This window comes from Photobacterium proteolyticum, from assembly GCF_001939735.1.
GTDB lineage: Bacteria > Pseudomonadota > Gammaproteobacteria > Enterobacterales > Vibrionaceae > Photobacterium > Photobacterium proteolyticum.
On the sequence record NZ_MJIL01000095.1, the window covers coordinates 114603 to 135076 of the forward strand.

The 20474-nt window shown below is 48.0% G+C and carries 16 protein-coding genes and 1 pseudogene; 9 read left to right on the top strand and 8 right to left on the bottom strand.

The features are described 5' to 3' along the window. Position 1: 1 nt before the first annotated feature. Entirely contained in the window at positions 2-967 is a 966-nt protein-coding gene (locus BIT28_RS23925; RefSeq protein ID WP_075767462.1) for a LysR substrate-binding domain-containing protein, read from the bottom strand. A gap of 153 nt (positions 968-1120) precedes the next feature. On the opposite strand from BIT28_RS23925, the gene BIT28_RS23930 reads away from it, so the two are divergent. Continuing rightward, complete coding sequence (locus BIT28_RS23930) at positions 1121-2536, top strand: MATE family efflux transporter (RefSeq protein ID WP_075767463.1); 1416 nt, start codon at positions 1121-1123, stop codon at positions 2534-2536. A gap of 90 nt (positions 2537-2626) precedes the next feature. Here the strand turns inward: BIT28_RS23930 and BIT28_RS23935 are convergent, their stop codons facing one another. Beyond that, positions 2627-3031 carry an SPOR domain-containing protein gene (locus BIT28_RS23935; protein WP_075767464.1) on the bottom strand — a complete coding sequence of 135 codons (405 nt, stop codon included), beginning with the start codon at positions 3029-3031 and terminating at the stop codon, positions 2627-2629. 263 nt (positions 3032-3294) lie between these two features. On the opposite strand from BIT28_RS23935, the gene BIT28_RS23940 reads away from it, so the two are divergent. From BIT28_RS23940 to BIT28_RS23955, 5 genes and pseudogenes are all read left to right on the top strand, one after another. Beyond that, a complete protein-coding gene (locus BIT28_RS23940) occupies positions 3295-3678 on the top strand; it encodes a LexA family protein (protein ID WP_075767465.1) in 384 nt (127 codons plus the stop codon). Positions 3679-3683: 5 nt separating this feature from the next. Continuing rightward, entirely contained in the window at positions 3684-4988 is a 1305-nt protein-coding gene (locus tag BIT28_RS23945; protein ID WP_075767628.1) for a Y-family DNA polymerase, read from the top strand. A 22-nt stretch (positions 4989-5010) separates the two neighbouring features. Beyond that, a pseudogene (locus tag BIT28_RS29390) lies at positions 5011-5137 on the top strand (IS6 family transposase); the annotation flags it as partial. 34 nt (positions 5138-5171) lie between these two features. Further along, the gene (locus tag BIT28_RS23950) at positions 5172-7889 is read left to right on the top strand and encodes a cation-transporting P-type ATPase (RefSeq protein WP_075767466.1); all 2718 of its coding nucleotides are present in this window, start codon (positions 5172-5174) and stop codon (positions 7887-7889) included. Positions 7890-8044: 155 nt separating this feature from the next. After that, positions 8045-8266 carry a hypothetical protein gene (locus BIT28_RS23955; protein WP_075767467.1) on the top strand — a complete coding sequence of 74 codons (222 nt, stop codon included), beginning with the start codon at positions 8045-8047 and terminating at the stop codon, positions 8264-8266. Between the two features lie 114 nt (positions 8267-8380). Here BIT28_RS23955 and BIT28_RS23960 read toward each other — a convergent pair whose 3' ends face one another. The 4 genes from BIT28_RS23960 to BIT28_RS23975 form a co-directional block, all read right to left on the bottom strand. Next, the gene (locus tag BIT28_RS23960; RefSeq protein ID WP_075767629.1) at positions 8381-9325 is read right to left on the bottom strand and encodes a YeiH family protein; all 945 of its coding nucleotides are present in this window, start codon (positions 9323-9325) and stop codon (positions 8381-8383) included. 117 nt (positions 9326-9442) lie between these two features. Further along, positions 9443-9766, bottom strand: a complete 324-nt coding sequence (locus tag BIT28_RS23965) for a YdbL family probable chaperone protein (RefSeq protein WP_075767468.1) — start codon at positions 9764-9766, stop codon at positions 9443-9445. An 18-nt stretch (positions 9767-9784) separates the two neighbouring features. Then, positions 9785-10000, bottom strand: a complete 216-nt coding sequence (locus tag BIT28_RS23970; RefSeq protein WP_083652108.1) for a YnbE family lipoprotein — start codon at positions 9998-10000, stop codon at positions 9785-9787. A gap of 48 nt (positions 10001-10048) precedes the next feature. Continuing rightward, positions 10049-13327: an intermembrane phospholipid transport protein YdbH family protein gene (locus tag BIT28_RS23975; protein ID WP_075767469.1), complete on the bottom strand. Its 3279-nt coding sequence runs from the start codon at positions 13325-13327 to the stop codon at positions 10049-10051. A 454-nt stretch (positions 13328-13781) separates the two neighbouring features. On the opposite strand from BIT28_RS23975, the gene BIT28_RS23980 reads away from it, so the two are divergent. Then, the gene (locus BIT28_RS23980) at positions 13782-15059 is read left to right on the top strand and encodes an NRAMP family divalent metal transporter (protein ID WP_075767470.1); all 1278 of its coding nucleotides are present in this window, start codon (positions 13782-13784) and stop codon (positions 15057-15059) included. 103 nt (positions 15060-15162) lie between these two features. Here BIT28_RS23980 and BIT28_RS23985 read toward each other — a convergent pair whose 3' ends face one another. Beyond that, positions 15163-15498, bottom strand: a complete 336-nt coding sequence (locus BIT28_RS23985) for a hypothetical protein (protein WP_075767471.1) — start codon at positions 15496-15498, stop codon at positions 15163-15165. 321 nt (positions 15499-15819) lie between these two features. Here BIT28_RS23985 and BIT28_RS23990 point away from each other — a divergent pair, with 321 nt between their 5' ends. Both BIT28_RS23990 and BIT28_RS23995 read left to right on the top strand, forming a co-directional pair. Next, on the top strand, positions 15820-16473 hold the full coding sequence (locus tag BIT28_RS23990) for a hypothetical protein (protein WP_075767472.1): 654 nt from the start codon (positions 15820-15822) through the stop codon (positions 16471-16473). A gap of 259 nt (positions 16474-16732) precedes the next feature. Then, entirely contained in the window at positions 16733-17626 is an 894-nt protein-coding gene (locus BIT28_RS23995; protein WP_083652112.1) for a LysR family transcriptional regulator, read from the top strand. Between the two features lie 65 nt (positions 17627-17691). Here BIT28_RS23995 and BIT28_RS24000 read toward each other — a convergent pair whose 3' ends face one another. Then, complete coding sequence (locus BIT28_RS24000) at positions 17692-20394, bottom strand: bifunctional acetate--CoA ligase family protein/GNAT family N-acetyltransferase (RefSeq protein ID WP_075767631.1); 2703 nt, start codon at positions 20392-20394, stop codon at positions 17692-17694. Positions 20395-20474 lie beyond the last annotated feature (80 nt).

The window sequence follows — 20474 nt, forward strand, 5'->3', positions numbered from 1 at the left end:
ATTAACTATCCCCTTCGATAATCTGCCAGCCGTGGTTTGTCGCCATCTCAAATAGTTGGGCTTGCTCGGTGGCCTGCTGGTTTGTCAGCCAGGTAACAAAATGGGTGACCGCGTCACTTTTCGTCTGACAGTGGTAATAATATTGCCACGGGCCGTCTATGATGGTTGCCGACTGCGGCAGCTGCAAGTATCCCTGTTTTAGCTCATGGACCACCAGCATAAGGTCGGTGATCGTGACGCCCTGTCCGGCAAAGCAGGACGTTAAGGCCATATCCAGGGTATCAAAGGTCAAACCTGAGTTGTTCATCAAGTGGGATTTTTGGTTTCGCTTCAGCCATACACGCCAGTCTGTTCGGTCCGCCGTCGGATGAAGGCGCTGGTAAGTCAGCAGCGTATCGATGTCGACAGGCTGTTCGGTTTTGGTCAGCAGCTCTGAATAGACAGGGGCCAGGTATTCCTTTCTGAGAAAATTCTTTTGATACGGGTTCTTTGATGCCTTCGGCATGCCGTAAATAGCGACATCATAATCATCATCATCCAGCCTGAGTTCTTCGCTTGTATGTCCCATGGTTGATGTTAGAGCAATATCTAACGTTGGGTAGTGTTCCTTAAAGGAATGTAAGCGTGGGATAAGCCAACGTACGGCAAAACTCATCGCAACCTTGACTCGCAGCGGTTCGTTTTCCTTGCTTTTAAGTTGTCGAAGAGCGCTGTTGAGTTCGCTATATTGGCGGGTTAATAACAACGCCACTTCCTTTCCTTCGTCTGTCAGTGAAAGCGCACGGTGGCGACGAATAAATAGTGAAAAACCAAAGTGTTCCTCCAGTTGGCGTATCTGCCGGCTGACCGCACTCTGGGTCACGCTCAGCTCTGAGGCAGCGAGTGTAAAGCTAAGATGCCTCGCAGCAGCTTCAAATACCCTTAATCCATTGAGAGAAGGTGGCAGTAGTTCGTGTCTTTTTTTCATCAGTCAGAAAATCTTTGCATGAGTTTTATGAATGCTAAAGTGCCATAAAAGTCGTTTGAAACTCAACGGTAATATCCATAAATTGTCGAGATATACTCATTCTTGCCTCAAGATGTTCGTTTCAGCGAGATGAGTATGACAAAAGGGGATTTTATGAAGAAACTGGTTAGCCTGGCTGTACCGCTCATCATTTCACAGCTGGTTGCCCAATTGTTGGTTTTTACCGATGTCTGGATGATGGCTCAGCTTAGTATTATGGCGATTGCCGGCGGTGGCCTTGGGGCTACTGTCTACTCAATTGTATTTATTATTGCCGGTAGCACCGTGGGGTGCGTAGCAAACTTGATTGCAATTGCATACGGTAAGCGAGTGAGACAACCGGAAGTCGGTGATGCAGAAGTGCGTTCTTCCCTTAAAGGTGGGCTGTTGCTGGCCTTGATCCTGACTGTAGCTCTACAGCCGGTATTTTTCATGATGCATGATCTTCTGGTGATGGCGAAACAGGATCCGCAGGCCGTTGCTTTGGGCATGGATTATCTTGATGCTCTGAAATGGTCGATGCTGCCTACACTGATTCTGTTGGTATTACGTAGTTTGGTTAGTGCTTTTGGCGATACTCGCTCGGTCATGATTATGTCTGTAGCAACCGTTGTGCTTAATGTACCGCTCAGCTACTTGTTTGCTTTCCACTGGGAAATGGGACTGGCTGGCTTGGGTTACGGCACCTCGTTGGCCGCCTTTATTATCATGCTAGGTTACGGTTACTGGGTGTTCAGTCACTCTAAGTACAGCAACTATAACCCGCTGCACAAGCTGCATGAATACCGTCTTGGTACTATGGTGCCGCTGCTGGGAATTGGTGTACCTATCATGATAGCGACCATGCTTGAGCATGCTTTATTTTCGGGAGCTGCTTTGCTGGCAGGTACTTTGGGTGCCGTTTCTCTGGCGATACATCAGATTGCGCTGCAGTGCCTGAACCTGTCATGGAACATTGCTTTTGGCTTTTCTCAGGCCGCTTCGATTCTAGTTAGCCAACATGTCGGCAGCAAGGAGCCGTCGTTGGTTCGTCGTTACGCGCTGCTTGGTTTGTTTATGGTGACGGCGACCAGTGCAGTGATTGGTGTATTGGTTAGTGTGTGGCCGGAGTTCCTGACTCAGGTGTTTAGTGTTGAAGGTGACGAGTTGGCAACTGAACTGGTAGCGGCATTACCGGGCGTGATGATCATGGTTGCTCTGTGTTTTGTTGTTGATGCCTGGCAGCTGGCCGCAATCAGTATTTTGCGCGGTATGAAAGTGGTGATTGGTCCGACAATCTCGACGGTTATTGGCTACTGGTTTATCGGTTTGCCTGCAGCATGGTTGCTAATGAAACAAATGGGGCTGGAAGGTGTGTGGGCAGGTTTAGGTATTGGGCTGGCAGCAACCGGTATTATGCTGGTGATACTTTTGTTCAGGCATTTAGCCCACTTCGAACGTTTGGTCAGGAAAGAGCAGCTGGCACAAGGCATAGTTGAGAGAGAAAATGGCGAGGCTGTTGCTGCCGGACAATCAGCGTTACTGACTTAATTGCGCGATAAGCCGTTATGAGCAATAAAGAAAAAGCCGGAATTATTTCCGGCTTTCTTTTGTGCGAGGCGTACTGGGAACGATTGAAGCTTAGCGCATCCGAAATACATCGGTTTGCTTGTCGTTTTGTACTTCAGCAAAGCTGCGCACGAAAGGGCCTTGTTGGCGTATTTGCGGGGACAGGTTGTCAATAACTCGTTTGGCCTCGTCCTTAGTGGCAAAGTCACCGTATATCACGGCGTACCAGCGATTGCCCAAACTGTGTTTCCAGTTTACCCAAATTGGATCTTGGCCTTTGATCTCGCGAATATAGTTTCGGATATCACGCTCTTCACTGAGTGCCAGCACCTGAATAGTAAAACGGTTAGGATCCAGGTGACCATAAGCCTCCTGCGTAGTCATTGCCCCGACACACTGACTTTCAGTGTGGGTCGTCTGTGTGGTCGAACAGCCCGCAATAAATAGTAGCGCCACCAACGCAACAATCTTATGCATCCAATGTCTCCTATAGTTTTCATATTCATTAGATATCTTTTCTAGGCGGCAAGTTTATCAAGAAGCTAAATAATTGATGCATAAAACTAAACGTTGCAGTTTGTTTGCTGTTTTTTGCGTCATGTCGAGTATGAAATTTCATCAATTCCCGGTACTTGCCTAAATACTGTGCATCCATCCAGAAAATACACAGCGTAATAGTGACTATTCTATCCAGTCTCGATTAAGCTGTATATACATACAGTATTGTTGATGAGTGAAATATGACGGTCTTACCTGTTTTTTTAGAGTCGGTGAAATGCGGATTTCCGTCTCCGGCAGACGGACATCAGGAAGATCTGGATTTGGATGATTATCTGATCCGTAATCCTAATGCGACCTTCTTTCTTCGTGCTTCCGGTGACTCCATGGTGGGGGCCGGTATCTATGACGGTGATTTGCTGGTAGTCGATCGGGCCGAGAGAGTGGTTCCCGGCCGAATTGTAATTGCCCGCATTTATGACGAGTTTACCTGTAAGCGTGTAGTACGCCATGACAACAACTGGTGGCTAAAGGCGGAAAACGCCAACTATAAGCCATTTCCCATGCCGGAGGACTCTGAGATCTTTGGTGTCGTTACCCGCAATATCCATAACTTGATGGATTAACAATGATGGTTAAAGACTTTGAGGGCTATCAGAATCAGATATGGGCGCTGGTCGATGCAAAAAGCTTCTATAGCAGCTGTGAGCAACTCTTTGACCCTTCTCTCGCTAATAAACCCGTTGTGGTGTTATCGAATAATGACGGCTGCTGTGTTGCCCTGTCTACGCAGGCAAAGGCGCTGGGTTTTAAGCGGGGGGCACCCTGGTTCAAGATTGAACGAGAGGCTAGAAAGTTGGGCGTTCAGGTCAGGAGTTCTAACTATACATTGTATGCTGATATGAGCCGCCGTTTTATTGAAGAGCTCTATCAGTTTTCTCCTCACGTTGAGCAATACTCGATTGATGAAGCCTTTGTACGCCTGGACGGTTTGGAGCATCATGGCCTGACCGGCTATGGGCAGGAGTTGCGCGAGACTATCAGGAAAAATATTGGTTTGCCGGTACGTGTCGGCATCGGGGCCACCCCAACGTTGGCTAAATTAGGTAACGAGGCCGCCAAGCAATATGAGGATCGTGTAGAAGGTGTGGTTGAGATTGATACCGACCATAAGCGTCGTTGGTTGCTGGAGCGAACCGGTATTCAGTCTATTTGGGGAATTGGCGCCAAGACAGCAACACGGCTGCGCACGACGGGCATCGATAATGCGCTACAACTGGCAGAGAAAAATTCAGCCGATATGCGCCGCTTGTGGAATGTTGGTTTGGCCCGCACAGTGCTCGAATTGCAGGGGGTTGCCTGCATTTCTCCTGGTGATATCGATGAAAAAAGAAAGCAGATATTATCCAGCCGAAGCTTTGGTGCCGGTATTAGCAAGCTCGACGAGCTGAAAGCGGCCTTGGCTTTTCACTGCCAGCGAGCAGGCGAGAAATTGCGAAAACAGGGCAGCCAGGCAAGTGTTGTCAGCGTTTTCTTGCGGACAAACCGCTACAAAGATCTCCCTCAGCACAATAAGACTTGTGTCCGAACACTGGCATGTCCGAGTCAGGATTCCTATAAGTTTTTGGCATCGGCATTAGAGCAGCTTGATTGTGTGTACAAGCCGGGATTTGAATACCAGAAAATAGGGGTGATCCTAGATGAGCTGACTGATGCCCAGAATGATAATTTTCAGCTTGATATGTTTGATACCAGTGCACTGGAAGAAATGAAACGGCGGGATTTGATGGCCATTACGGATAGGGTGAACGCCCGGTTTAAGAACGGTATCAAGCCTGCCTCGGTGATTGGTTCAACTAATTGGCATATGCGTCAGGCATTTCGTTCTAATCGCTGGACCACACGGCTGGATGAGTTGCAAGTTGCCAAGTGCTGAAGGCAGAGTTGAGAACCGTTAAGTGACCAACTCATTCAAATGGAAACATTTTCTAGTGCATTCATTGGTATGGCTCTACCTTGATGAGCTACGCTAATCTCAGTGACATGTTGGCCGAGCGTGGTGAATCTGCAAGGCAAAGGACTCTTTGTATTCAATCGTTGGTTTTTCGGAGCATAGGCAATGAACAAAGTCATCGATAAAAAGTTAGAGAATAACTGGCACGCTGAGGCCATCAATACCGTGTTGGATACTTTGCATGTAGATGCGGATGGTCTCTCTCGGGACGAAGCCGCAGCTCGACTCGAAACCTGCGGTCCGAATCGCTTACCGGAGCCTGTAAAGCGTAGCTCTATTGTTCGCTTTCTTCGCCATTTTCACAATATTCTTATCTATGTGCTCTTGGCCTCAGCCGTTATTACGGCATCGCTGGAGCATATGGTCGATACGTTGGTTATTTTGACCGTGGTTGTCGCCAACGCGGCCATCGGCTTCGTGCAGGAAGGTAAAGCTGAGAAGGCGATGGACGCCATCCGCCGGATGCTCGCCCTTAAGGCCTCCGTGGTGCGTGACGGAAACCGCCGTTTGATTGAAGGCGAAAGACTGGTTCCGGGAGACATTGTCTTGCTGGAGGCGGGGGACAAGGTGCCTGCCGATCTGCGCCTACTTAAGGCGCATGGCCTTAAGATACAGGAATCAATCATCACTGGTGAATCTGCACCCGTCGAGAAGAGAACACCACAAGTGGCCGCCGATGCGTCTCTTGGTGATAGGATATGCATGGCGTATAGCGGCACGCTGGTAACAAGTGGACTCGGCAGAGGCGTCGTCGTCGCAACGGGCTGTGATACTGAGATTGGCCGCATCAGCGGTATGCTTTCCACTGTCGAGACACTTACCACTCCGCTTGTGCTGCAGATGAACGTGTTTGCGCGGTGGCTCACCGTACTCATTTTGCTTATTGCTACGACACTTCTCGTATTCGGGTATTTCGTCCAACATTTCGCGTTCTCCGAAATGTTCATGGCGGTAGTGGGACTGTCAGTCGCCGCCATACCCGAGGGTTTACCCGCTGTCTTAACAATCACGCTGGCCGTGGGTGTCCAGGCGATGGCGCGGCGCCGTGCCATTGTCCGGCGCTTGCCCGCCATAGAAACGCTAGGCTCAGTATCGGTGATCTGCAGCGATAAGACTGGCACCCTGACACGTAACGAGATGATGGTCGCATCCGTTGTAACGCAGGCGCATATCTTCTCGTTGGAAGGTGCTGGATATGAACCGAGAGGGGTCATCAAACTCAATAACGCCACCGTAAGCGCGCGCGAACATGTGATTCTCGAAGAACTTGGCCGTTCGGCTGCGTTGTGCAACGACGCATCGCTGCATGAACGTGACGGCGTGTGGATCGTCGAAGGTGATCCAATGGAGGGCGCCTTACTGGCTTTATCCGGCAAGATTGACATGGATATCAACGAAGAGCTTGCGGGATGGACGCGCACGGATGCTATCCCCTTTGATGCCAAGCATCGTTTCATGGCAACTCTCAACCACGACCATGAAAACAACGCGTTTATTTCCGTCAAAGGCGCACCAGAGCAGATCCTCTCCATGTGTAACGAGCAGAAAACTGTTTTCGACGGAACCGAACCTCTTGACACCGACTATTGGTACGAGAAAGCCGAATGCATTGCCGAACAGGGCCAGCGTGTGCTGGCTTTCGCGGTCAAGCCGGTTCCGCCGAAACATACCGTCCTCGAATTTGTTGATGTCGAGGATGGGTTAATATTACTCGGCCTGGTCGGGCTGCTCGATCCACCGCGCCCAGAAGCTATCGAAGCCGTCGCAGAATGCCAAGGCGCGGGAATACGCGTGAAGATGATCACCGGGGATCACAGGGGAACAGCCGCCGCTATCGGCAGGCAAATCGGGCTACAAAACCCCGATGCGGTGCTGACCGGCTCTGATATTGATGGCATGGACGATTCTGCGCTCACCGCCGCCATTCTCGAAACCGATATATTCGCCCGCACAAGTCCCGAGCACAAACTCAGGCTGGTAATGGCGTTGCAGTTGCACGGCTTGTCCGTCGCCATGACCGGAGACGGGGTAAACGATGCGCCTGCGCTCAAACGCGCCGATGTGGGCATTGCTATGGGGATGAAAGGCAGCGAGACGGCTAAGGAAGCATCAGAGTTTGTTCTGGCAGATGATAATTTTGCCTCGATAGTTGCCGCAGTACGCGAGGGGCGAACGGTCTACGACAACATCAAGAAAGTCATCAGTTGGACCTTACCGACCAATGCAGGTGAAGCTTTGACAATCGTTGTCGCACTGCTTTTCGGCATGACCCTGCCGATTACCCCAATACAGATCCTCTGGGTCAACCTGATCACCGCTATCACGTTGGGTATCGCTTTGGCGTTTGAGCCGACGGAGGCGGACACCATGAATCGACCGCCGAGACCAAAGAACGAACCGCTTCTTACCGGAGAACTGGCATGGCATATCGTGCTGGTGTCGGTGCTATTTCTTGGTGGCGTATTCGGTATGTTCACCTATGCGGTAGACCGGGGGTATTCGCTCGAACTAGCGCGCACCATCGCACTGAACACGCTAGTCGTTATGGAGATATTTCACCTGTTCTTTATTCGAAACATCTACGGCACATCGCTCACATGGATGGCTGTGCGCGGTACGAAGGTGGTTTGGTCTACGGTCATCGGCGTTACCGTTGCTCAGTTCGCCATTACCTTCTTACCGCCACTTCAGGAGTTGTTCGGTACCCGGACCGTACCTTTTTTCGACGGAGTGCTTATCGTCGGCGTAGGTGTCATGTTGTTCGCGATCATAGAAACCGAAAAGCAGCTTCGTCTGCGTTTGCATGAATTGCGAGCGATGTGAGTGAGTGTCATTACGTACTTATAATAAAAGCGGTTATATTTTCATTAACTTATAACCATTTTGAATTTTATAGACACAAAGGGTATTTTTCTTTTCCCCCGAACCTTTCCGATAATGTAGCCAAATAGATATGCCTGAGTAGGAAAAATAAGCTGATGGTCAAATGGATAGGGGGAGTTCTCGCACTTGTGGGACTGTCACTAATGACATCGGGGCTAGTGAGTGCCTTGATTGATTTGGCGGCTTTTTTGCTTTTGTTGTTTGTAGTTGCGAGAAGGGCCATGAAACGGAAGGCAGAATCGGCAGAAAACACCTTTTTGGATGATGTATCAGGTGCTGAAGTTAAAAGCAAAGAGAGAATAGATATCGCACCATAGATATCGCACCAAGGTACCTATCAAGGTGGTAAGCGAATAATGCAAAAGAGAGCGAGTGTTCTGCAGGGGTAGAACACTCGCTCTCTTTGTTGAAGTATGGTCAGTCAGTCTTCGTTATAGCCACTGAATGTAGGTTAGCGAACCCAATCCGATACTTAACCAAAGCAAGATCCCCAACAACAGCGGCTGAAACCCGGATGCGCGCAGTTTCTGTATTGTGATCCCCGAGCCTATCAAGAACAGGCAAACAACCAATACCCGTTTGGAAACAGTAAATACCTGATCGTAGACAGGCTGAAGATCCGGAACGAAGTGGGCGAACAAAATAGCGACACAGTAAAAAACAATGAAGTAGGGAACGCCAATCTTTTTGCTGTCACCTTTGAACATCAGCGCACTCAGAAAGGCAATCGGAATGATCCACAATGCCCGGGCCAGTTTCAATGTTGTGGCTGTCTTAAGCGCCTCATCGCCATAGGCACCGGCAGCCCCTACAACAGAAGAAGTGTCATGAATGGCGATGGCAGCCCAGGTACCAAAGGCATGCTGGCTCATCTCAAGCAGGTGGCCAAGAGCCGGAAAAACAAATAACGCAACAGAATTCAGAACAAATACCGTCGCTAACGCCAGGGAAGTTTGATCATCCCTGGCATTAATGGCTGGTGCGACGGCGGCAATGGCACTTCCGCCGCAAATGGCGGTACCGGATGCAATCAGGTGCCCGGTCTTTTGTTCGATTTTTAAAAGCTTGGTCAGCAGGTAGCCAATGATCAGCGTGAAAAAAATCGAGGCGACGATAAGCCCCAAGCCCTGTTTGCTTGCTTCGATAGCTTGGTCAAGATGGATGCCGAAACCTAATCCAATAATGGAGTACGACAGTAGCTTTTTGGTCAGAGAGGCCAGGTTGAAGTGCGTTGGCACCAATCCAAGGCTGGCAAGCGTGAAGCCCAAAATCAGCGCGACGGGTGAGCTTATAAAGGGAAGCAGGCAAAGCAGGGCGACAGCAAAGAAAAAATAGTCAGACGTCTGGGCGTTTTTGATGGTGTTAGAAAGCGACATCATTAGTGAGTAGTTAAGAAAATCAAAGATTAGGGTGCAGCGAGTATACGCGAAAATTGAGTTAGTTAGATTTAAATATATTGATGCTAGGGTTAAGAAATACTGAACATGTTGATACTACTTCTTGACCCACCGACCTGATGCGTTTTGGTAATAATTACCGGATTTGGTTTTTTCTATGGCCTTTTGGTAGGCCAACCGACCAACTTCCGAGCTCGTGAGGCCATGGGACACGGCAATTTTTTTGTAGCGGGCCTGGCGATGGTTGTTAACGGAGGACACAAGCTGTCGGACTTCCTGCGACGCTGTTGAGGTAACAACGGCAACATAGCCGGTGTTGGCTTCGCCAATCAAACCCTGATCCTTGGCCTGCTGTAGGTCAAGGGCGTAGGCATTGGCGGATATGAAAACAGCAAAAAATAGGACTAGAAAATTCTTCATGGCAATCTCCCTGCCGTATCAGAATACATCGTCATCGCTGAACAAGTCATCAATTTCCTTATCAACTTTTATTCTTATTTCGTGTTCAATCTTTACATTGAGGTTTACTTCTATGGGCTTGTCTGAAGCTGTGACCTGTACCGTGGGAGTACAGCCGGAAATACCGATCATCCCAAACATTGCTACGAATGCAAGGATTGTGAGTATGCTGAAAAGTTTTAGCTGAATATCCATGAGCTACGACCATTCTTAGCTATCATGTTAAACAAAAGCGCAATAATGCTACTCATCTAAACCAAGCTGCTTTAAAAATTGACCTTCCAGCTTTGATGAATTTATCGCATTCAATGTCTTTATAAGTGCTGGAATGTCGTCTTCAATGTTCAGGTTTATATATATCGGCCGTCCATTTTGAAAATCAGGATTGTAGCCTTTAAACCGCGAACTAGCGTTTAATTGTCCTTCTTTAGAATAGTCTATATCAACGGCCAGCGAGTCATATTTATAATTTTTGAGAATCTTACTAATCACCATTAGGCTATTTTCTCCGGCCGCCTCGACATTCCTGTCGATGGCTGAGCCCTCCTGGTACCGCAGCACGCCTCCCGGGAATCGCGAGTGAAGTTTACCGTTTTGAATGGCCGGTAGGCCGTTTTGGATCGACAGGGGAAAGCTGCCATCCAGGGTGCCAGTAAGCTCAACGTCATTAGGCTCAATAGCTTGTATGAGCTTTTCCAGGTCCAGGCGATGAACAAGAATAGGAATGTGGGGAATGTTCGTCAGCGACGAGCTGGTTACGCCGTGGGTGCTGATGGAGCCACCGAGTAGATAGGCGCTGGCACGGTGGAGAGCATAGTGGTTATTTCCGGTATCAAATTCGATCAGGGCAAAAATGTTTTCGAGTAAAACGCCAGCATGTAACAGGCCTGCATGGAGGCTGACAGGGTACGTTGAACGAACCCCTTCAGGAGTGAGTACAGCATTAAAAGAAACATTGAGATCGGCAAAATGAAACCCGTGTATATACCCGCCCAAACCATCGGCAAAGACGGCAAAGTCGCCAGTTAGCTTGCCCTTGTTAAGCAGCAGGTCAGCATTAAAACTCACTTTCCCACTATTGAGATCGTACTTGATTGGCAGCCGTGGCAAATAGTGTTTTTTTAAACTTCGCTTTGTATCAAAGGTAATGTCATTACGGTGTAACTTTATTTTGGTCTGATCGCGCAGCAAATCAGACTTTATCGAAAACTTGGCTAATTGCGCTTTGATAGCACTGTTTAAGACGCCGGAAATACTGAATGTCTCGGGCTCAAGAGCCAGTGTTCCCTGGCTACTGAAAGGAGGCAGACGCTGGTTGTTCTGCTTAAGATTGAGGCTGGTCTGGTAGTGGGTTGTTATATTCAACTGTCCGTTTGAATGTCGAAGCATGGCATCTTTGAGAGCGAGTGTAAGTTTGGCATCGTACTTCTGTACTGGCAGTTGCTTTTTGTTGCGCAGAAGCCGCTTTCGAAACTGGGCGGAAACAGCTTCCTCGGTGATCAGTTTTTCGCCGTAGAAGTCACTGGTAAGTAGGATTTCGGCATCAGGTGCTAGTTGTAGCTTAAGTTGAGGTGGAGAGTCGTGCTCGAAAGATTGTGACAACTCAATACTGCCAGCCTGAAGTGATAAGTCAGTAGCCTGAGAGTGGATAAATGAGGGATCAATTGTTGCACCAACAGGCAGTACCGCTTGGGCGACGTTGAATCGATTTTGCTGAAATTGCAATGTCAGGTTTGTCGAAGACCAGTTCAGATCAACGTCACTGGAAGCAGAAATTGTATCTAGCTGGCTATCGATAGTCGGGAAAAGCTGCTGAATTCGGGACTGAAAATGGGCTGAGCTGTTACATTGTAACGAGTTGGATGGATGGTGCCGGTCAAACTTGATAGAGCAATATAGCTTCTTGAAGAGTAAAGAAAAAAAGGTGTCATGCCGGGGGCTTTCCATCGCGATCTCTTCACTGGGTTCGCTGAGTTCAAATATCAGCTTTTCATCTTGATACAGTGCATCAAAGGTCAGTGTTCCGTCAGTGCTGAAGGACAGGGTCGAGACGGTAGCCTTTGTCTCTGGGCTGTCTGGCGAATTGTGCATAGGGTGCTGAAACGTATACTGGTTTAGATCTACCTTGATGTGACGAGGTAACGTAATTGTGATCTGATACTGCGCTTTAGTAATGCTGTCCAGGCTTCTTGAAAGCGTCTCTGTGGGAGAAAGTTCTTGATTAGAATTAGATGACTGGCTTGCTGGAGTGTCGGCTGTGGTTGTTATGGTGCTTGCGGAGTCTTGGCTGAACGCCGTCTGTGTGGCTTGGATAGTCAGCGGCTCACTAAGGCTCGCATTAGGCATACCGTAAAGCTTAAGCCTGTCGGTTAGCTCTTTGGTGTGTTGGAAGTCCGCGTGGCAATTAAGAGACGTTGGCAATGGACTGGAAAAATGGAGCTTGGCAAGGCATTGCAGCTTGTTTCCTTTCGGCCCGGCGATCGTGCCGGAAAAATGCGCGTCTTGTTCATTGATATGTTCGACAAGCACGTCAATGTCATAGGGGTCAGGCCCGAGCGCTTTTCCGACCAATTTTAGCCTGGCTTTTTTATCGGGTTTATTCATTCGCTTTTTTGGGGTCTCGAGTACCAGCAGAGAATGAATGATTAATTCACCGTAGTTGAAATCATGGATCTTAAGTTTACGTAGTGGGAGTAAAGAGAGTTTGGCGATTGCTCGTCCCAGGTGAAGGCCCTGATTGGTGTTATCCGGTTTTTCGATGAACTCTGGCAACTGGCTGGGTTGATCAAGCCAGAGGCTGTCTGCTGTCAGTTTAATTGTGTTTTCAGCATGTTTGAGATCCAACCCGAGGGCTATGTTCTTTCCCTGTTGGGTGTAACTCTGTGTGACAGTCGGCCATTTGGGCTTAAGTGTGGTGACATGGACAGAGAGCGGCGTATTGTATGGCTGCCAACTGATAGAAAAATTAGCCTTGTCGAACTCAAAAGGATATTGGTTAGCTGCTTTGTCGCCCGGGATCAGAAGGTTGAGAGCACCATGCCTGATATAGCCACTAATGACCACGGCAGGCTGCGTCGTTAAAACAAGGTCTATATCTTCAATCTGCTGTTTGACGGCTGTATTGTTGTGATCGAAAAGAGAAGCTTCGATTGTATTGGCATGGGCGCTAAAGACATAAGGCTCCGACAGGTCGGTGAAGTTAAAGGCTGTGTCTTTCAAAGTGAGGGCACTTAATCTAATCCCTTGTTGTTTCAGGGCGTTCAGTACGTCGGGAGAAAGGCGAACTTCAGTCTGCTTTGAAAACAAACGCCATGATGAGTTGGAGATAGCACTGTCTTTGTTGACAAAATGTTCTAAGGAAAGCTTGCGTAGTGTTAGCGCGTTTCGGTTGATAGAGATGGATACTTCATCAACGACTAGCCCCTGATTAAAACTGATGCCGGAGAGCGCGTTAATCTCAATGCCTTTTGAGGCTAGCCATGGTGGAATGATAACGGCGGGAATGATGAGAACACATAACATCACAAACAAACCATAAAGAAAAAGACGTTTTCTTCGGCTTCGTATTTTTCTTTTGGAGATGGTCACGGAGGGCCGTGGGTTCTCTGTTTCATTCATGAATCATCAAAACTGCCTGGTTTGAGAATATACACGAGCACATATGAACGGTTGTTTCCATACCGTCTACTTTCTCTAAGCATAAGCCGTAAAACAAAAAAGCGTGAAAAAATAATCACCTAACTGTTCTAAAAAAAACACACTGAAATTAAACTTTTTTTTATTGTTTTTTTCGCTGCAAATGCCCGACAACCAATAAGTATTACAATTCTCGATAGAGATGATCCTCTGCAAATTGTATGACTCACAGTGATAGTTGCTGATGGGTAGAGAGGCAGGCTTGATCATTGAGGATAAAACTGCGAGAAATTGGAGGGCAAAAATACTATTAGAACAATAAAATCATCAGGATGTGATTATGTCTGACACAGCGTCAATTCAAACATCTGCCGAAGGCGGCAGTAGTATAAAACAACTTATTCAATCTTTGGGCCCGGGTATCATGATGGCAGCTGCGGCAGTCGGTGGTTCACACCTTGTCGCATCAACAAAAGCTGGCGCTATTTATGGCTGGCAGCTGGCCGGACTGATCTTACTGGTAAACCTGTTTAAATACCCATTCTTCCGTGCTGGGGTCCAATATACGATGGGAACGGGAAATAGCCTAATTCAGGGCTACGACAGCATGGGACGCAGTTACCTTTGGATTTTTACCGGGCTGAGCCTTATATCAGCCATCGTCAATACGGCGGCATTATTGCTGTTTAGCGCGAGTCTACTTGGTTACTTCCTGCCGGGTACGCTTTCTCTGCCGGTATTGTCGGCCATAGTTGCGGCTGCCTGTCTGAGCATTTTGTTTGCAGGTCATTACAAGGCACTGGACGGCTTGTCAAAAATAATCATGGCAGTACTTGTGATTGCAACCTTGTCTGCGGTGGTTATTGCGGCTGGTAACGGAAGTGCAGCTTCTGCAGATTTTGAGGCGCCTTCAGCCTGGTCAATCGCTTCTATTGGCTTCATCGTTATTATGATGGGGTGGATGCCAGCACCGATTGAAATCTCGTGCCTGACTTCGCTTTGGCTCAAGAGTCAGCAGAAAGAGCAAAAGGTAACGGCACAATCGGCGCTGTTTGATTTTAATGTTGGCTATATCGGAACCGCTATTTTGGCCATTATCTTTCTGTCACTGGGGGCACTGGTTCTTCATGGTACAGGTACAGAACTAAAAAGTTCGGGCATTGGTTTCTCGCACCAGCTAGTTGGCTTGTATGCCTCGACGATTGGAGAGTGGTCTCGTTACCTTATTGCGGTTATTGCCTTCTTCTGTATTTTCGGTAGTACGATTACTGTTATTGATGGTTATTCGCGTGCGCTGGCGGAATCTCAATTGTTGCTTCAGAAAAAGCCACTGGATCAGCGCCGCTATCACAATACCTGGATGGTTGTCGTCAGTGCTGCTGCAATGGGCATCATTGTGTTCTTTAGCTCGGCGTTGATGCCATTGCTTAATTTCGCCATGGTGCTGGCCTTTATGACAACCCCTGTATTTGCATTACTGAACTATCGTCTGGTGGCCAAAACAGCTTTACCGAAAGCCTTGCAGTGGAGCCGTACGATGAAGGTGCTGTCTTGGGCTGGCTTGACGTATCTGTTTGGTTTCCTGGCTGTGTTTATTTGGTGGAAGTGGTTGATGTAGCACGATAGGCTGTTTTCGAAATCCAGACCAAAATCAAACAAATACCAATGACTATAAAGCCCTCAAATCGAGGGCTTTTTTAATGCGTAATGTTTACCTTGATTTAGCCTGCAAGAGCAGGATCACAAGCTAGTTTGTCATCCTTGGATGCTGGCACGAGGATCTCACTGTTTAACTGATAAATGATGTCAGAGAGGGCTTCTCTTACTGCGGCTTTATCATCACCATCTAGTGCATGAATCGCACGGAAAAGGTCTTTCTGGATACTGGTTACTTGCTTGGATGCACGATCGAGCTCGAGGTATTCAATGGAGGCGATTTCATGAATGCGCTGAATCGAGATACTAGCAGGGGAGATAGCGCGATTTGTCATAAGTTGCGATGAGCAGTGCTTGAGGTATGTAATAGTCTGTGAAAGCGATTGTGGGGGTTTTTCCATAATGATCAATCCTTAATCTTTGATTTTAAATCAATTCTAGTCTTCCCGGTCACTTGCCAGACACTGTAGAGTAAATCATTTTAATCAATATTAATGCAGATCAATTAAATGCTTATTCTTTTGTGCTTAGAAACGAACTCTGGATATGGATCGCATTGTGTAGGTGGTTATATTTGCCATGCGGTGGCTAAAATAACCACCAAGAAAAGGCTTGTTTCAGGGTGAATGATATAAGTTGTTGAAAATATGGGTTTATATTTCTGGCATGTTACCTGCTATGAACTTAAGACAATAATCATATCGTAGGTTAAAGGAATCGACATGAAGAAAGGATTTGGCTTACTTATTGTTTTCATAGCGCTGTTTTCTTTAAGTAATATTGTAGTAGCCAAGGATAAGCGGACGTTTACGGGGAGCATCGATGTCAGCGAGCAGGCGCTGCACGAGTTGGTAATGGAAGTCCCGGTTGGAATGGTCAATGTCCAGGTTGTTGATGACGGTGCTGTGACTTATCGTGTAGACGTCGAGGACAATTCATCGGGGTGGTCTTTCTTTGCTACTGATCTTGATGCTCTGGTGCTTTCAACGCAAGTCACCGACCAGACACTGCATTTAATGATTGATGAAGACGGGATAAGTCAGGATTGGACTCTGAATGTTCCTAAAGAGCTCGCACTGCAGCTTCAACTTGGTGTCGGTAATGTGGAGATTAATGGTTTTAGCCAGACGCTCTCAGCAGATATCGGTGTTGGTTCAGCTTGGGTTGGTGTAAATAGCACGGATTATGAGCATGTCCGGGCTGCTGTTGGTGTCGGTGAAATTCAGGTTCACGGGTTTGAGCAGGGCAATTTGGTGAAGGAGCGAGTAATCGTTTCTGATCAGCTCACGATTACCGGAGCAGGAACTCAACAGATTAATATTGAAATTGGCGTTGGTGATGTGAATCTCAGCCAGGATCTTGCAAGCAAGACTTAACAATAATCTTTATGCAATTTTCTGACTTAATTATCACTAAAGTCAGAAATTTCTCGGGGAAATACTTTCACAAATGATTGGCTATTCATTAATTTGAATGGCCACTTTTGTCTTTGTGGCTCTTCTTAAATCCCCGTGAGCACCAGAAACGGCTAGAGGCAATGTATAGCAATGTAAAACTGTTCTTTTTCATGGGAATGGCGCTGAGATATGTGATACAACGATAACAAGGATGTCAGGGTCACAACTGGGAGTAGATGTGAACAAATTATTGTCTTTCGAAGCGCTATTAGTGCTGGATGCTATTGAGCGCCGGGGAAGTTTTGCTGCTGCTTCAGAAGAACTGGGGCGAGCGCCGTCTTCTTTGAGTTATCAGGTGCAGAAACTAGAGCAGGATCTGGACTTAGTGATTTTCGATCGCTCCGGCCATAAGGCTGCGTTTACCAAAGCTGGCCATTTACTGCTGGAACGAGGTCGCCTGTTGCTAACGGCGGCGGATGAAATGATTTCTGATGCTAGTGCGTTGGCCCATGGCTGGGAATTGGATATTACTATTGCATATGATGGCCTGGTTAAGCTCGACAATATGTTGCCGCTGGTGGACGGGTTGGCAAAAGTCAGCAAAACACGTATCCGCTTTCAGGAAGAAATTCTTGCCGGATGTTGGGAGGCTCTCGCACAGGACAGAGCTGATCTCCTGATTGCACCCGCACCGAGCGTTGCCCCACCAGATGTGAAGATTCAGCCAATAGGTAAACTTGATACTATCTGGGTAGCGCATCCGGATCACCCTATCCATAAGCACAAGAACCCATTGGATCCACAAGTCAGGCAGCAGTATCGTGGTATTGCCGTAGCAGATACCGCCAGAAATTTACCACCACTAACGCACAATATTTTAGATGAACAACCGCTGCTTACGGTAAGCTCCATGTACGATAAATTTGTGGCGCTTAAAGCAGGAATGGGCATTGCGACAATGTCGACTTGCTATGCGGAGGAAGCGATTAAAAATGGCGAACTTGTTGTGATCGGTGATGATCCGGTTTACGAGTTGGATATGGTGTTAGCCTGGAATCGAAGCCGTATGGGCAAAGCAAAAACTTGGTGTATCAAGCACATCGAGAGCTTATGGAAAAAGAAGTATAATTAGTAAAATTGCTTGATGTAAAAATGGCGCCATATTGGGCGCCATTTGTGTAATAGGGCGAAATAACGTTAACTTGATGTCTTCAATGGCAGCAGCATTTCGACAATGCCGTCTTCCATTTGGATATCAATTTCAAAGCCGACTTTTTGCGCCAGCATGATCATCCCGCGGTTAGAAGGCATAGTCATTCCTGAAATTCGCTGTAGCCCGCGCTGTTGGCAATAGCTGATGATCTTGTCCATTAAAATACGTCCCAGCCCGATCCCTTTAAGATCCGAGCGGACCAAAATCGCAAATTCTGCTTCTTCATTTTCAGGGTCCGACAAGGCGCGGGTTACTCCGATGATCACTTCATCTTCTTCACCATTATCCAAAGTGATTTGGCGGGTAGCGACAAAGGCCATTTCCCGGTCGTAGTCAATCTGTGTTAGATTGGCCAGAGCCTCATGGTTTAATTCCCCAACATCAGAGAAAAAACGACGGTATAAGTCATCGACAGAGACTTTCGAGATAAAGGATTTATGTTTCGGTTCATCTTCGGGCAAGATCGGGCGAAGCAGGATTGAAGAACCGTCCTTCAACGAAACTTCTTCTTCATATTCTTTAGGGTAAGGGCGTATTGCCAGGCGTTTTTGCTTGTCGCCGGTAAATTGCTTAATCGTCATCGAAGCGTCAATCACGGTCATCTCATCGCCAGAAGCCAGCAGAGGATGAATATCAAAGCTAATGATCTCCGGGCAATCAATGATCAGTTGGGAAATCTTAACCAGCAACTTACACAATGCCGGTATATCGATACGTTCTGGCAGGCTACGTTGTTTGATCTTGCCTGTCTTAATGGCGTTGATAACCATATAACGCGCAAGAGCCATATTGAGCGGCGGAATAGCCACTGCAGCATCTTTGTGAATATCCCACTCGGCAGCGTCTTCTCCCATCAGAATAACCGGGCCAAATATGGAGTCATTGTGAACCGAGATACGAAGCTCCTGGGCTCCGGAGCGTTTTGCCATTCGCTGAACTAACAGCCCGTCAATTTGGGCGTTCGGATAGTCGATTGAAACACGATCCAAAATGGCCTGGGCACCATTGGCGACTTCTGCTGCCGTGCGTAGATGCAGCATTACCCCGTGTACTTCTGATTTATGACGTATATCTGGGGAGCGAAGTTTTACCGCGACCGGATAGCCAATTTGCTCGGCAATATGTGCAGCTTCTGCGGGATCTTCAGCAATCCATGTAGGGAGCGTGTTGAAACCATAGCTTTCAAGTACCGGGCGAACTTCATGGGTTTCAAGTTCAGAAACACCTTGGGCAAGCAGATGGTTTAACACGTCGTGAACGTGGCGAGGGTTGGCTTGAGTCTCGCCGAACGAAACTGGTGTTTCCATCAATTGCTTCTGATTACGGCGGTATTCGACCAAATGCATGAAGGCCGATACCGCACTTTCAGGGGTACGATAGGCAGGAAATCCGGCCTCAGTAAAAATTTGTCGTGAGGCCGCCGCCTCATTCTCGCCAGCCCAGTTAGTCAGAATGTTAAAGCGTTTGCTACGGGGATGGGACTGCAGAACATGAACAAGCCGTTTGGCGGTTTCGTGGCCGGGAGCGATAGCAGAAGGAGAGTGCATAATAAGCAATGCATCGAAATCATCGCTGTCGAGCAATATCCGAACGGCCTTTTCATAACGGTTAATGTCGGCATCGCCGATAATATCGATCGGATTGGAATGCGACCAGCAAGCAGGTAACACTTCAGACAACTTGCTGGTGGTTTCTGCACTAAGCTCGGCCAGTTTGCCGCCTCGGTCTGAAAGCGCGTCAACAGCCATAATTGCCGGGCCGCCGCCATTGGTGATGATGGCAAGGCGTTCGCCACGCAGAGGGACTGAGTGGGCAAGTGTCTCAACAGCTGCAAAAAGCTCATGGGTATTGTGTACCCGTAGCATACCTGAGCGTCGAATAGCCGCATCATAGACGGCATCGAGTCCAACTTCTCCGCCAGTATGAAGATGTGCAGCTGCGCCACCGGCTCGGGTTCGCCCACTTTTGAGTACCAGGATCCGTCGGTTACGTGCAGCGGCACGCGCCGCTGACATAAAGCGTCGGGCATCCTTGATTGAATCTACATATAAGAGAATGGCCTCTGTTTTGCTGTCGCGGCAGAGTGAGTCGAGCAGCTCGGCAAAATTAATATCACAGGCATCGCCCAGCGAGAGAAAAGTTGAAAAGCCGATGCTCTTGTCTTTGGCCCAATCCAGAATGGTGGTGCAAACGGCGGCTGACTGGGAAACGAATGCGATATTGCCTTTATTGGCCGCAATAGGTGAAAAGGAAGCATTGAGGTTGAGCCATGGCAGAATTAAGCCCATGCTGTTCGGGCCCACAATACGCATATCGAACTGTTTTGCTACCGCGTACATACGAGCTTCTTCGGTCTCACCGTTACCGTCGAAATCGCTATTCATACCGGCAGCGAGCACGATTGCTACCTTAACGCCTTTCTCACCAAGTTGGCGAATAATGTCGACATTACGATGGGCATTGGTACAGACAATGGCGAGATCCGGAACACGGGGAAGGCTGGCAATTGTAGGGTAGGCGAGTACACCGGCAACGGCATCATATTTTGGGGTGACAGGCATTATAGGCCCGTGAAAACTACCTGAGAGCAGGTTTCTGATAACAACGTATCCTGCCCGGTTGGGGCTATCTGATGCCCCAATTACTGTGATTGATTTCGGCTTGAGTAGTTTGTCCAGTCCATCCATAACTTCACCCGACATTTATGAGAGTTACACCAGAGTCTAACGGATGAAGATTGGAGTTTCCGACTAAAGTTTGCGAGCTG